The organism is Pseudomonas sp. LB3P25 (genome assembly GCF_054897985.1).
In genome coordinates this window covers 3069894-3082815 of sequence record NZ_CM142711.1, presented here as the reverse complement: position 1 = coordinate 3082815, position 12922 = coordinate 3069894, and the positions used below count along the sequence as shown (strand labels likewise).

12 protein-coding genes are annotated in these 12922 nt (G+C 60.4%); 8 read left to right on the top strand and 4 right to left on the bottom strand.

Annotated elements, in window-relative coordinates; all coding sequences use genetic code 11:
• Window positions 1–128 precede the first annotated feature (128 nt).
• Window positions 129–935 carry a sulfite exporter TauE/SafE family protein gene (locus tag ACYZTW_RS14005; protein WP_462005367.1) on the bottom strand — a complete coding sequence of 269 codons (807 nt, stop codon included), beginning with the start codon at window positions 933–935 and terminating at the stop codon, window positions 129–131.
• Window positions 936–1096: 161 nt separating this feature from the next.
• On the opposite strand from ACYZTW_RS14005, the gene ACYZTW_RS14000 reads away from it, so the two are divergent.
• A complete protein-coding gene (locus ACYZTW_RS14000; RefSeq protein ID WP_462005366.1) occupies window positions 1097–1960 on the top strand; it encodes an MBL fold metallo-hydrolase in 864 nt (287 codons plus the stop codon).
• Window positions 1961–2107: 147 nt separating this feature from the next.
• Here the strand turns inward: ACYZTW_RS14000 and bkdR are convergent, their stop codons facing one another.
• Window positions 2108–2596, bottom strand: coding sequence for a Bkd operon transcriptional regulator BkdR (gene bkdR, locus ACYZTW_RS13995; protein ID WP_007895124.1), 489 nt, complete (start codon window positions 2594–2596; stop codon window positions 2108–2110).
• Between the two features lie 186 nt (window positions 2597–2782).
• Here bkdR and ACYZTW_RS13990 point away from each other — a divergent pair, with 186 nt between their 5' ends.
• From ACYZTW_RS13990 to ACYZTW_RS13970, 5 genes are all read left to right on the top strand, one after another.
• Complete coding sequence (locus ACYZTW_RS13990) at window positions 2783–4018, top strand: thiamine pyrophosphate-dependent enzyme (protein ID WP_462005365.1); 1236 nt, start codon at window positions 2783–2785, stop codon at window positions 4016–4018.
• Between the two features lies 1 nt (window position 4019).
• Window positions 4020–5078: an alpha-ketoacid dehydrogenase subunit beta gene (locus ACYZTW_RS13985; protein WP_462005364.1), complete on the top strand. Its 1059-nt coding sequence runs from the start codon at window positions 4020–4022 to the stop codon at window positions 5076–5078.
• Window positions 5079–6347, top strand: a complete 1269-nt coding sequence (locus ACYZTW_RS13980) for a dihydrolipoamide acetyltransferase family protein (protein WP_462005363.1) — start codon at window positions 5079–5081, stop codon at window positions 6345–6347.
• Window positions 6348–6364: 17 nt separating this feature from the next.
• A complete protein-coding gene (lpdA, locus tag ACYZTW_RS13975) occupies window positions 6365–7747 on the top strand; it encodes a dihydrolipoyl dehydrogenase (RefSeq protein ID WP_462005362.1) in 1383 nt (460 codons plus the stop codon).
• 301 nt (window positions 7748–8048) lie between these two features.
• Window positions 8049–9068 (top strand): branched-chain amino acid aminotransferase, encoded by a 1020-nt coding sequence (locus ACYZTW_RS13970; RefSeq protein ID WP_462005361.1) that lies wholly within the window; start codon window positions 8049–8051, stop codon window positions 9066–9068.
• Window positions 9069–9181: 113 nt separating this feature from the next.
• Here the strand turns inward: ACYZTW_RS13970 and ACYZTW_RS13965 are convergent, their stop codons facing one another.
• Window positions 9182–10111: a LysR substrate-binding domain-containing protein gene (locus tag ACYZTW_RS13965; RefSeq protein WP_462005360.1), complete on the bottom strand. Its 930-nt coding sequence runs from the start codon at window positions 10109–10111 to the stop codon at window positions 9182–9184.
• A gap of 105 nt (window positions 10112–10216) precedes the next feature.
• Here ACYZTW_RS13965 and ACYZTW_RS13960 point away from each other — a divergent pair, with 105 nt between their 5' ends.
• The gene (locus tag ACYZTW_RS13960; RefSeq protein ID WP_462005359.1) at window positions 10217–10825 is read left to right on the top strand and encodes a LysE family translocator; all 609 of its coding nucleotides are present in this window, start codon (window positions 10217–10219) and stop codon (window positions 10823–10825) included.
• On the opposite strand, the gene ACYZTW_RS13955 is transcribed toward ACYZTW_RS13960, so the two are convergent.
• Window positions 10822–11586, bottom strand: a complete 765-nt coding sequence (locus tag ACYZTW_RS13955; RefSeq protein WP_462005358.1) for an ArsR/SmtB family transcription factor — start codon at window positions 11584–11586, stop codon at window positions 10822–10824. The genes ACYZTW_RS13960 and ACYZTW_RS13955 overlap by 4 nt on opposite strands.
• 82 nt (window positions 11587–11668) lie before the next feature.
• On the opposite strand from ACYZTW_RS13955, the gene ACYZTW_RS13950 reads away from it, so the two are divergent.
• Window positions 11669–12862: a cytochrome P450 gene (locus ACYZTW_RS13950; protein ID WP_462005357.1), complete on the top strand. Its 1194-nt coding sequence runs from the start codon at window positions 11669–11671 to the stop codon at window positions 12860–12862.
• Window positions 12863–12922: the final 60 nt, after the last annotated feature.

Here is a 12922-nt window from a genome sequence, read left to right as displayed (position 1 = left end):
AGTTTTGAAGTGCTTCGGAGTAGCAGGTTAGGCGCGGCAAATTCGGTATAAGACCGTCTGTCGACGAGGCTCGGAACTTTGGGTGTACGTCTGTGGAACAGACTGGCGTCCACAAGAATCGGTACTCGCTAGCCACCCGCTCTAAACAGCATGTAAGCGGCGACCACGACACAGATGCTGGCGAAGCCGGTCTGCAAACCCCTAGCCGGTACTCGCGCGCAAAGCTTTCGGCCGATGATCATGCCGACGATGCTTGCGGCGATAAACACCACACCCAAACCGTCGATTCGCACCCCGGCCTGAAACGCGCCGATCACGCCAATGGCGGAAATCAGGCTGATGACCATCAAAGAAGTGGCGACGATTCCGCGCATCTGCACATCGGTCAGTTGCTTGAACGCCGGAACGATCAGGAAGCCACCGCCCACCCCGAGCAGCCCGGAAACAACACCGGTCACCGCGCCCAGTGCCGCGAGGGTCGCGGTGCACTTGGCGGTCCAGGAAAAGCGCCCGGTCTGCTGATCGAGCATGCAGTTTTTCTGGCCCCAGTTGGCGTGGCCGTGGTCGCTGGGTCCTTCTTCCTGGCGCTCACGGCGCAGCATCCGCCAGGCCACCATGACCATCAGCAGACTGAACAGGATCATCAGGATTTTTTCCGGCAACTGGTGGGCAACGTAGATGCCGACCGGCGAAAAAATCGCCCCCAACAGGGCGATCAGCAACGCCGCGCGGTAGCGCACCAGGCCATGGCGCAACCCGTCAATGGCGCCGACAGCTGCCGCACTGCCCACCGCAAACAGTGCGACCGGCGCGGCTTGCGTCATGGTCCAGCCCAACCCCAATACCAGCGCCGGCACCGCAAGAATGCCGCCACCGGCCCCGGTCAAACCCAGCACCAACCCCATCACCACGCCAAAAAAACTCGCCAGCAACATAAAACACTCGTGATCTGCAAAAAAAGCCGGGAACGCCCGGTATCGATGACAGACAGGATAGAGCCCGTGCAGCTTTTTTCCTTGTTTGAATTGACTGGGGGCTGGTCAGCGCAGGGAAAATGAAACTACCCTCATGGCTTAACCAGAAAGAAACGGCCACCATGCCCGCCTTGATTGAAGCTTTTCTAGACCCTGCCTCGTCGACCTACAGCTACGTGATCTACGAGCACGATGGCGAACACTGCGCGATCGTCGACCCGGTGCTCGACTACGACCCCGCCGCCGGGCGAACCGGCACCACCCAGGCCGACAAGATCATCGCTTTCGTTCGCCAACATCAGCTGCAGGTGCAATGGCTGCTGGAAACCCACGCCCATGCCGATCACCTGTCCGCCGCACCGTATTTGCGTCGGGAACTGGGCGGGAAGATTGCGATTGGTCAGTCGATCAGCAAGGTTCAGGGCGTGTTCAAGACCCTGTTCAACCTTGAACCGGAATTTCGCAGTGACGGTTCGCAGTTCGACCATCTGTTCGCGCCGGACGAATCATTCAGCATCGGCAACCTCAAGGCCACGGCGTTGCATGTTCCCGGCCACACGCCCGCGGACATGGCCTATCTGATCGATAGCGATGTGATTCTGGTGGGCGATACGCTGTTCATGCCGGACGTCGGCACCGCGCGCTGCGACTTCCCCGGCGGCAATGCCAACCAGATGTTCGCTTCGATTCGCAAACTGCTGGCCTTCCCTGCCGGCGTCCGACTTTATGTCTGCCACGATTATCCACCCGCAGGCCGCGAACCTCAGTGCATGAGCACGGTGGGCGAGCAACGCAAAAGCAACATTCACATCCATGACGGTATCGACGAAGCCGCGTTCGTCGCCATGCGTACGCGGCGCGATGCCGGGTTGGGCATGCCGACGCTGTTGCTGCCGGCGATTCAGGTGAATGTGCGGGCGGGGAATTTGCCGCCGGCCGAAGGCAATGGCGTGACCTACCTCAAAATCCCTCTGAATAAACTCTGACGTTCGATCGTTCCCACGCGTGGGAACGATCATCAAGCTCTAACGGTGTAGCAGCTGTCGAGCAGCGCGAGGCTGCGTCAGCATTCTTCCAGACAGATCGCGGTCGCAGCCTCGCGCTGCTCGACAGCTGCTACAGGGGATTTGCGTTTAGTTGGCGAGGGTTAACCCATTCGCCGGCAACGGCAGCGCCGTTTTATAGCGCACCTGCTTGAGTGCAAAGCTCGAACGGATGTTGGCGACGCCGGGGACTTTGGTGAGGAAATCCATCATGAAGCGCTCCAGCGACTGAATGGTCGGCACCAGCACCCGGATCAAATAGTCCGGGTCGCCGGCCATCAAATAGCACTCCATCACTTCCGGGCGATCCGAGATCGCCTCCTCGAAATGCTGCAACGCCTCCTCCACCTGTTTTTCCAGGCTGACGTGAATGAACACATTCACGTGCAGCCCCAGCAGCTCGGCATCCAGCAGGGTCACCTGCTCGCGAATCAGGCCCAATTCTTCCATCGCCTTGACCCGATTGAAGCACGGGGTCGGCGACAGGTTCACCGAGCGTGCGAGGTCGGCGTTGGTGATGCGCGCGTTCTCCTGAAGGCTGTTCAAAATGCCGATATCGGTACGGTCCAGTTTGCGCATGAGACAAAACCACCTGTTTTTTATGTTTATGCAGATTTTTTATCCTCAAATGACCGCCAGCGCAACGAAACAGAGAGAAATATTCTTCTTCGCCGGGCCTATGATGTTTGTAGGACAAGATTTCCATCACCCCTGGAATGACGGTCAGCTCACTACAAGAAATTCACAAGATCGAGCGTAGAAGCCATGAACCAAGCGTACGAACCGCTGCAACTGCACGTTCCCGAACCCTCGGGCCGTCCTGGCTGCAAAACCGACTTCTCCTACCTGCGTCTGACCGACGCCGGCACGGTGCGCAAACCCCCAATTGACGTTGAACCCGCCGACACGGCCGACCTGGCCAAGGGCCTGATTCGCGTGCTCGACGACCAGGGCAATGCCCTCGGTCCATGGGGCGAAGGCGTGCCGGTCGAGATCCTGCGTAAAGGCATGCGCGCCATGCTCAAGACGCGAATCTTCGACAACCGTATGGTGGTCGCCCAGCGTCAGAAAAAAATGTCGTTCTACATGCAGAGCCTTGGCGAAGAAGCCATCGGCAGCGCCCAGGCCCTGGCCTTGAACATCGACGACATGTGCTTCCCCACCTACCGTCAGCAAAGCATTCTGATGGCGCGTGAAGTGCCGCTGGTGGACCTGATTTGCCAATTGCTGTCCAACGAGCGCGATCCGCTCAAGGGCCGTCAGCTGCCGATCATGTATTCAGTCAAAGACTTCGGTTTCTTCACCATTTCCGGCAACCTCGCCACTCAGTTCGTACAGGGTGTGGGCTGGGGCATGGCCTCGGCGATCAAGGGCGACACCAAAATCGCCTCGGCCTGGATCGGCGACGGCGCCACCGCTGAATCCGACTTCCACACCGCCCTCACCTTCGCCCACGTTTACCGTGCGCCAGTGATCCTCAACGTGGTCAACAACCAGTGGGCCATCTCCACGTTCCAGGCGATTGCCGGTGGTGAAGCCACTACGTTCGCCGGTCGTGGCGTTGGTTGCGGGATTGCCTCCCTTCGGGTCGATGGCAACGATTTTGTCGCGGTCTACGCCGCCTCAGCCTGGGCCGCCGAACGTGCGCGCCGCAACCTCGGCCCGACCATGCTCGAGTGGGTCACCTACCGCGCCGGCCCACACTCGACGTCCGATGATCCGTCCAAATACCGTCCTGCCGACGACTGGAGCTACTTCCCGTTGGGCGACCCGATTGCGCGCCTGAAGCAGCACCTGGTGAAAATCGGCCAGTGGTCCGAAGAGGAACACGTCGCCGTCAGCGCCGAACTCGAAGCCGAAGTCATTGCCGCGCAGAAAGAAGCCGAGCAGTACGGCACCCTCGCCGGCGGCCAGATTCCAAGCGCCGCGACGATGTTCGAAGACGTCTACAAAGAGATGCCGGAGCACTTGAAGCGCCAGCGTCAAGAGTTGGGGATCTGACATGAACGACCACAACAACAATATTGAGCTGGAAACCGCCATGACCACGACCACCATGACCATGATCCAGGCCCTGCGCTCGGCCATGGACGTGATGCTTGAGCGCGACGACAACGTCGTGGTCTTCGGCCAGGACGTGGGCTATTTCGGCGGCGTGTTCCGCTGCACCGAAGGCCTGCAGAACAAGTACGGCACCTCCCGGGTGTTCGACGCGCCGATCTCCGAAAGCGGCATCGTCGGCGTCGCCGTCGGTATGGGTGCCTACGGTCTGCGGCCAGTGGCCGAGATTCAGTTCGCCGATTACGTTTACCCGGCGTCGGACCAGATCATTTCCGAAGCCGCCCGCCTGCGTTATCGCTCGGCCGGCGAGTTCACCGCCCCGATGACCCTGCGCATGCCTTGCGGCGGCGGCATCTATGGCGGCCAGACTCACAGCCAGAGCATCGAAGCGATGTTCACCCAGGTCTGCGGTTTGCGCACGGTCATGCCGTCCAACCCTTACGACGCCAAAGGCTTGTTGATCGCCTCCATCGAAAACGATGACCCGGTGATCTTCCTCGAGCCAAAACGCCTGTACAACGGCCCGTTCGACGGTCACCACGATCGCCCGGTAACCCCGTGGTCGAAACACCCGGCCGCGCAAGTCCCTGACGGTTACTACACCGTGCCGCTGGACGTGGCCGCCATCGCGCGTCCGGGCAAGGACGTAACCATCCTGACGTACGGCACCACCGTTTACGTGTCGCAAGTGGCGGCTGAAGAAACCGGTATCGACGCCGAAGTCATCGACCTGCGCAGCCTGTGGCCGCTGGACCTGGACACCATCGTCAAGTCGGTGAAGAAAACCGGCCGTTGCGTGATCGTTCACGAAGCGACCCGCACCTGCGGTTTCGGCGCCGAACTGGTCGCCCTGGTGCAAGAGCACTGCTTCCACTACCTGGAAGCGCCTATCGAACGCGTCACCGGTTGGGACACTCCCTACCCGCACGCGCAAGAGTGGGCGTATTTCCCTGGTCCGTCCCGAGTGGGCGCGGCTTTGCATCGGGTTATGGAGGTCTGAATGGGCACGCACGTTATTAAAATGCCGGACATTGGTGAAGGCATTGCAGAAGTTGAATTGTCGGTATGGCACGTCAAAGTCGGCGACATGGTCGTCGAAGATCAAGTACTGGCCGATGTCATGACCGACAAGGCGATGGTCGATATCCCTTCGCCGGTGCACGGCAAGGTGATTGCGTTGGGCGGTGTGCCGGGCGAAGTCATGGCGGTTGGCAGCATCCTGATCAGCATTGAAGTCGAAGGCGCGGGCAACGTTAAAGAGTCGGCTCAGCCTGCACCTGTTAAAGAAGCACCGGTTGCGGCGCCGACAGTTGCAGCCGCTGTTGAAAGCAAACCGGTTGCAGCCCCGCGTCCGGCCACTGTCTGCCAAGGCCCGATGGTCGCTCGCGAAGCTGATGAGCGTCCGCTGGCCTCTCCAGCTGTACGTAAACATGCGCTGGACCTTGGCATCCCGTTGCGTCTGGTGCGTGGCTCCGGCCCTGCCGGTCGGGTGCTGCACGAAGACCTCGACGCCTATCTGGCCCAGGGTCAGCAGCCGCAATCGACCGTTGCCGCCGCTTACGCACAGCGTAACGACGAAGAACAAATCCCGGTCATCGGCATGCGCCGCAAGATTGCCCAGCGCATGCAGGACGCCACTCAGCGCGCCGCTCACTTCAGCTACGTCGAAGAAATCGACGTCACCGCCGTGGAAGAACTGCGCGCGCACCTGAACGAAAAACACGGCGCGACCCGCGGCAAGCTGACCTTGCTGCCGTTCCTGGTCCGTGCCCTGGTCGTTGCACTTCGCGACTTCCCGCAAATCAACGCCCGTTACGACGACGAAGCCCAGGTCATCACCCGCCTCGGCGCGGTGCACGTGGGCGTCGCCACTCAAGCCGACATCGGTTTGATGGTGCCGGTGGTCCGTCACGCTGAAACCCGCAGCCTGTGGGACAGCGCTCAGGAAATTTCTCGCCTCGCTACCGCTGCCCGTAATGGCAAGGCCAGCCGCGATGAACTGTCCGGCTCAACCATCACCCTGACCAGCCTCGGCGCCTTGGGCGGGATCGTCAGCACCCCGGTGCTGAACCTGCCGGAAGTGGCGATCGTGGGCGTCAATAAAATCGTCGAACGCCCGATGGTCGTCAAAAGCCAGATCGTGATTCGCAAGATGATGAACCTCTCCAGCTCCTTCGATCACCGCGTGGTCGATGGCATGGACGCGGCGCAATTCATCCAGGCCGTTCGTGGCCTGCTCGAACAACCCGCCACCCTGTTTGTGGACTGATTATTAGTGGAGCAGGCATGAAAACTTTGAACACCACGCTGCTGATCATCGGCGGCGGCCCTGGCGGTTATGTGACGGCGATTCGTGCCGGTCAGTTGGGCATCTCGACCATTCTGGTGGAAGGCGAATCCCTGGGCGGCACGTGCCTGAACATCGGCTGTATTCCGTCCAAGGCGTTGATCCATGTCGCCGAACAGTTTCACCAGACGCAACACCACAGCCAGCACTCGGCGCTGGGCATCAGCGTGTCGGCGCCGACCCTCGACATCGGCAAAAGCGTCGAGTGGAAGGACGGCATCGTTGATCGCCTGACCACCGGCGTGTCGGCATTGCTGAAAAAGAACAAAGTCCAGGTCATTCAAGGCTGGGCCAAGGTCATCGACGGCAAGACCGCCGACGTCGGCGACACGCGGATTCAGTGCGAGCACCTGGTGCTGGCCACCGGTTCGAAAAGCGTGAACCTGCCGATGCTGCCGATTGGCGGGCCGATCATCTCCTCCACCGAAGCCCTGGCGCCGACGTCCGTGCCAAAACGGCTGATCGTGGTCGGTGGCGGTTACATCGGTCTGGAGCTGGGGATTGCCTATCGCAAGCTAGGCGCCGAGGTCAGTGTGGTCGAAGCTCAGGATCGCATCTTGCCGGCCTACGACGCCGAACTGACGCAGCCTGTACATGACGAACTGAAAAAACTTGGCATGAAGCTTTACTTGAAGCACAGCGTCCAAGGCTTTGATTTTGCGAGCAATACACTGCAAGTGCTTGACCCGAATGGCGACACCCTGAACCTGGAAACCGATCAGGTGCTGGTGGCCGTTGGTCGCAAACCGAACACCCAAGGCTGGAACCTCGAAGGTTTGAACCTGGCCATGAACGGCTCGGCGATCAAGATCGATAACCGCTGCCAGACCAGCATGCGCAATGTGTATGCCATCGGCGACCTGAGCGGCGAACCGATGCTCGCGCACCGGGCCATGGCACAAGGTGAAATGGTTGCCGAACTGATCAGCGGTAAATCCCGCGAATTCAACCCGACCGCCATCGCCGCCGTGTGCTTTACCGACCCGGAACTGGTGGTGGTCGGCAAGACCCCGGACGACGTCAAGGCGGCGGGTCTGGACTGCATCGTTTCCAGCTTCCCGTTTGCGGCCAATGGTCGGGCGATGACGTTGGAATCGAAAAGCGGCTTCGTGCGGGTCGTGGCGCGGCGTGACAATCATGTGATTGTGGGCTGGCAGGCGGTCGGTGTGGGCGTGTCGGAATTGTCGACGGCGTTTGGCCAGAGCCTGGAAATGGGTGCACGGCTGGAAGACATTGCCGGCACCATCCACGCGCATCCGACGCTCGGCGAAGCAGTGCAGGAGGCAGCACTGCGTGCATTGGGCCATGCTCTGCACCTCTAAAACCGGACATATAACCCTGTAGCAGCTGACGAGCACCGCGAGGCAGCGTCCGACGACGAAGTCGTCGCAAAACCTGCCACCGCGTGCTTTTAGGCATTCCGAGTCAGCCGGAATACGACGGCTTCGCCGCCGGACGCTGCCTCGCGTTGCTCGACAGCTGCTACATCGGGGAGCATCGATGGTCGCAGAGATCGAATTGCGGGCTGCGAAACAGGCCCGGAATGAAGTATTGTTGTCCCCATCCAGAAAAACGTCAGAAGCCTTGAACCGTTTCGGCGGTTGTTAAGTGATAGAGGGTGTCATGGGTAACGAAAGCATCAATTGGGACAAGTTGGGTTTTGACTATATCAAGACAGACAAGCGCTATCTGTCGCACTGGCGTAATGGCGAGTGGGACAAAGGCACCCTGACCGAAGACAATGTGCTGCACATCAGCGAAGGCTCCACTGCCCTTCACTATGGCCAGCAATGCTTCGAAGGGCTAAAGGCCTATCGTTGCAAGGACGGTTCGATCAACCTGTTCCGCCCGGATCAGAACGCTGCACGCATGCAACGCAGCTGCGCACGCCTGCTGATGCCACAGGTGTCCACCGAGCAGTTCGTCGAAGCCTGCAAGGAAGTGGTCCGCGCCAACGAGCGTTTCATCCCGCCTTACGGCACCGGCGGCGCGCTGTACCTGCGTCCGTTCGTGATCGGCGTGGGTGACAACATCGGCGTGCGCACCGCCCCCGAGTTCATCTTCTCGATTTTCTGCATCCCGGTTGGCGCCTACTTCAAGGGCGGCCTGACCCCGCACAACTTCCTGATCTCCAGCTACGACCGCGCCGCCCCACAAGGCACCGGTGCAGCCAAAGTCGGTGGTAACTACGCGGCCAGCCTGATGCCAGGTTCCCAGGCCAAGAAAGCCCACTTCGCCGACTGCATCTACCTGGACCCGATGACCCACACGAAAATCGAAGAAGTCGGTTCGGCCAACTTCTTCGGGATCACCCACGACAACAAGTTCGTGACCCCGAACTCGCCGTCGGTCCTGCCGGGCATCACCCGCCTGTCCTTGATCGAGTTGGCAAAATCGCGTCTGGGCCTGGAAGTGGTCGAAGGCGACGTGTTCATCGATAAGCTGTCCGACTTCAAGGAAGCCGGCGCTTGCGGTACTGCTGCGGTGATCACACCGATCGGCGGCATCAGCTACAACGACAAACTGCACGTGTTCCACAGCGAAACCGACGTTGGCCCGGTCACTCAGAAGCTCTACAAAGAGCTGACGGGCGTACAGACCGGCGACATCGAAGCGCCAGCGGGTTGGATCGTCAAGGTTTGATCCAGCGCTTCACGCACTAAAAAAGCCCACCCCTCGTTAACGCGTCGGGTGGGCTTTTTTTATGGGCAAAAATCAAAAGATCGTCCGAACGCGGCCCGAACCTGCGGCAGCTCCTACATTGAAATGCGATCCCTGTAGATACCGTCTTGAACCTGACCGGCATCTTCATCGATCCGGGCAAACAACCACTCCACAAACACCCGTGTCTGCGCCGTCACATCCGGCGCAACCCCGTAGTAATAACGCGGCAGCGGCATCCTCAACTCGGGCAACGGGCAGATCAGGCGACCGCTCGAGAGATGGGTGCCCAACAAAGAGGTCGGGCACAAGGCAATGCCCTGCCCTTGCACGGCGGCCTCAAGCACCAGGTGCATGTGATCAAACTGCCGCATGGCCTGAGTGGCTGACTGGGTTTGACCAAAGTGCAGAGCCCAATTGTGCCAGTCCTCGCGACGCGCCTTGGCTGTCAGTAACGTGTGCCGGCTCAGAGACGCGAGGTCTTCAAGGGCCAGGCGCTGGATCAGCAAAGGAGCCGCGACCAACAACAATTCGTCTTCGAAGAGGGCTCGCGCCTCAATCGCTGGCGCCCAGTCGTCACGACCCCGGCGAATGACGACGTCGAATCCGTCGCGTGCATGATCGGGTGCCTGGGTTTGGGTGATCACCTGCGGTTTGATGTCCGGGTGCTGCGCAATGAAATCCGCCAGCCTGGGCATCAGCCAAAGCATGGCAAAGGAGGGACGGACATTGATCTTCACGGTCGGCAGCGAGGCATGTTGCTTGAGCGAAGCAGCGGCGTTGGCGATCTGCGCCAGCCCGGCACTGACCTGCTCATAAAAGCGCTGACCGGCCGGCGTCAGCACCGATTGACGGATACGCCGCTCGAACAGCAGCACACCCAGGTGCTCCTCAAGCAGTTTGATGTGCCGGCTGACGGCACTGTGGCTGACATGCAGCTCTTCGGCCGCCAGGCTGAAACTCTGATGGCGAGCAGCAACGGCGAAGGCGCGAACAGCGTTAAGCGGCGGTAGTTGATTAGTCATGCGTCTAATTTAGTCACCTATGCGCTGCATTTAAAGCGTTTGTCACGCCCTCTTCGTCACGCCAATCTGCCAGCACGCAGCCAGCGCCACCTGACGGAGCAAGACATGAGCAGCTACGGACTCTTTCTACTGTTTGCCACCCTGACCATTTTGAGTCCAGGGCCTGGCGTGGTCCTGACCCTGTCCAACGCGGTGCGCCATGGCTGGACGGGGGCAGTGCCGGGCATTCTGGGGATTGCGTCGGGGGCATTTGTCGTCGCCACCATCAGCGCCACCAGTGTTGGCCTGATCCTCAGCACCTCCGCCAACGCCTTTACCGCGTTGAAATACGCAGGGGCCGCCTATTTGCTGTACCTGGGTTACAAAAGCTGGCTCTCGGATGGTTTCAGCACGCGGCTTGAAACGCGCCCCTCAAGCCGGGGCTATCGCTTCCTTGAAGCGGCTTCGATCCAGTTTTTGAACCCCAAGGCCGTGTTTTTCTTTTTGGCAGTGTTCCCGCAATTCATCGACACCTCGGCGCACTTCTCCAGCCAGTTTTTCAAGCTGGTCGCCTCCTACGGCGTACTGGTGATCCTGGTGCATGGCAGCTATGCCTTGCTCGCCAATGCCGCCAAAGGCTGGTTATCCAGCCCGAAAGGTTCCTGGCTGGCGGCGAAAGTCTCGGGCGTGACCTTCGCCGGTTTCGGCGTACTGATGGCCTCGGCCAGTCGCTAAGGCGCAGAACTGGCGATCGCTCGGCGCCTGGTCTCGGTGGAAGCGGGTTGTGCTGCCGTTACCTGAACCGGCAGTTCAACGGCGAACCGGCTGCTGAGCTCCTTTCGCCCCGTGGCGGTCAACGTCAGCGCGCGGCTGTCCAGGTCTTGAGTCACCCATTTGCGCTTGATCGTCGTTTGCAACAACGCCGCCCCCAGTGAGCCGCCCAAATGCGGCCGACGCATGTTCCAGTCCAGGCACGGACAGGCGAAGCGGCGACGCAGCGTATTCAGGTCCTTGACCTCGATACCCAACCCTTCAAACAACGCCTCGCCGCTGTCGCTGAGCTGATAAACCTGCTCATCGGTTTCCAGCAACCACCCCGCTTCGATCATCCGGTCATGCAGCAGCACCGCCAACGTACCGGCCATGTGGTCGTAGCAGGTGCGGGCGAATTGCAGGCGATCCGGGGTGCGCGAATTGAAGGTCGGCGCGGCGTTCTGGCCGATCACCATCAACGCTTCCAGCGCCTGGGCAACGCGCTTGTCCGTCAGGCTGTAATAGCGATGGCGACCCTGCACGTGCAGCCGCACCAACGCCAGTTCCTTGAGTTTGGCCAGGTGCGCGCTGGCGGTGGAGGCGCTGACTTCGGCAATCGCCGCCAGCTCGGTGCTGGTGCGGGCGTGGCCGTCCATCAGCGAACAGAGGATTTTCGTCCGGGCCGGTTCTGCGATGGCCGCGGCCACGTGAGAAACGCCGATGTCGTGTTGTTCTACGTTCATATTTCGCTCCCGGACGAATCAAGGCCCTTTCGGACTGGAGATAGTAGCAACACTTTTCCAACCACGAACAAGGCTGCGACCCATGGACCCGATCATCGCTGCGACTCACGCCGACCCTTATCCCTATTACGCACAACTGCGTGCCGAGGGTGGGCTGTTTTTTCACGAAGAACTGAAAGTGTGGGTGGCGAGTAGCGCCCGCGCCGTTGCGGCCGTGCTGGCTCATCCTGACTGTCATGTCCGGCCGTCCCACGAGCCGGTGCCCAAGGCGATTGTTGAAGGGTTGGCCGGCAAGGTCTTTGGTCAGTTGATGCGGATGAATGAGGGCGACCGGCAGCGCTGCCCGAGGTCGGCGATGCAACCAGGGTTGGCGTTGATTGATGTCGCTGAAGTCAATGCCCTGGTCGGCGCTCGCCTGATCACTCCAGGCGCCGAGGGGTTATACAAGGCGATGTTCCGCGGGCCGGTTTGCGTGGTGGCTGCATTGCTGGGGTTCTCTCCGGCTCAAGGTCGGGCTATCAGTGAGCTGACCGGGGACTTCGTCGCGTGCCTGTCGCCCCTTAGCGATCAAGCGCAACTGGATGCGGCACACGTTGCGGCGGAACAATTGAGCGGCTATTTCGTTGAGCTGCTGGATGACCTGAGCAAACAGAACGCCCTGCTCGCCGGGATCCGCGAGCGCTTCGCGGCAACCTCTAGCGATTCCGAAATGTTGATCGCCAATCTGATCGGCCTGTTCTCACAGACCTATGAAGCCACCGCCGGGCTGATCGGCATTGCGCTGTTGGCGTTGATTCGCAACCCCTCGTTGCACAGCGAATCGACACCCGTTGACAACTTGATTGCTGAAGTTCAGCGCTTCGATCCCTCGGTGCAGAACACCCGCCGGTTTGTCGCTGCGCCTTGTGATATCGAGGGGGCTAGCCTGAACCCCGGCGACGTGATTCTGGTGCTGCTGGCTTCGGCTAATCGTGATCCGCAGTTCAATGACCATCCAGACGCTTTTCTTCTGGATCGTCCAGACCGGCGCAGCTTCACCTTTGGGGCGGGGCGTCATCAATGCCCGGGACAGACATTGGCCCTGAGCATTGCCAGCGCCACGTTGAGGGAGATTCTGGCAATGAAACCCGCGCTAGACCAATTGGAATGGCACTACCGCCCTTCCCTCAACGGCCGCATTCCGCTCTTCAACGACCGCGTCATCGTTCATCGTCGGAACGCCGCCCGGAGCAAGCTCGCTCCCACAGTTGATGGGTGTCGCACACAGTATTCGTGATAGACAAGAATCCCCTGTGGGAGCGAGCTTGCTCCGGGCGGCGATCCGACGAAGGCGGCC

Coding starts and splice junctions, on each gene's coding strand:
- ACYZTW_RS13990 (WP_462005365.1), top strand. CDS start 2,783: ATGAACCAAGCGTACGAACCGCTGCAACTGCACGTTCCCGAACCCTCG.
- ACYZTW_RS14000 (WP_462005366.1), top strand. CDS start 1,097: ATGCCCGCCTTGATTGAAGCTTTTCTAGACCCTGCCTCGTCGACCTAC.
- bkdR (WP_007895124.1), bottom strand. CDS start 2,596: ATGCGCAAACTGGACCGTACCGATATCGGCATTTTGAACAGCCTTCAG.
- lpdA (WP_462005362.1), top strand. CDS start 6,365: ATGAAAACTTTGAACACCACGCTGCTGATCATCGGCGGCGGCCCTGGC.
- ACYZTW_RS13970 (WP_462005361.1), top strand. CDS start 8,049: ATGGGTAACGAAAGCATCAATTGGGACAAGTTGGGTTTTGACTATATC.
- ACYZTW_RS13950 (WP_462005357.1), top strand. CDS start 11,669: ATGGACCCGATCATCGCTGCGACTCACGCCGACCCTTATCCCTATTAC.
- ACYZTW_RS13965 (WP_462005360.1), bottom strand. CDS start 10,111: ATGACTAATCAACTACCGCCGCTTAACGCTGTTCGCGCCTTCGCCGTT.
- ACYZTW_RS13980 (WP_462005363.1), top strand. CDS start 5,079: ATGGGCACGCACGTTATTAAAATGCCGGACATTGGTGAAGGCATTGCA.
- ACYZTW_RS13955 (WP_462005358.1), bottom strand. CDS start 11,586: ATGAACGTAGAACAACACGACATCGGCGTTTCTCACGTGGCCGCGGCC.
- ACYZTW_RS13985 (WP_462005364.1), top strand. CDS start 4,020: ATGAACGACCACAACAACAATATTGAGCTGGAAACCGCCATGACCACG.
- ACYZTW_RS14005 (WP_462005367.1), bottom strand. CDS start 935: ATGTTGCTGGCGAGTTTTTTTGGCGTGGTGATGGGGTTGGTGCTGGGT.
- ACYZTW_RS13960 (WP_462005359.1), top strand. CDS start 10,217: ATGAGCAGCTACGGACTCTTTCTACTGTTTGCCACCCTGACCATTTTG.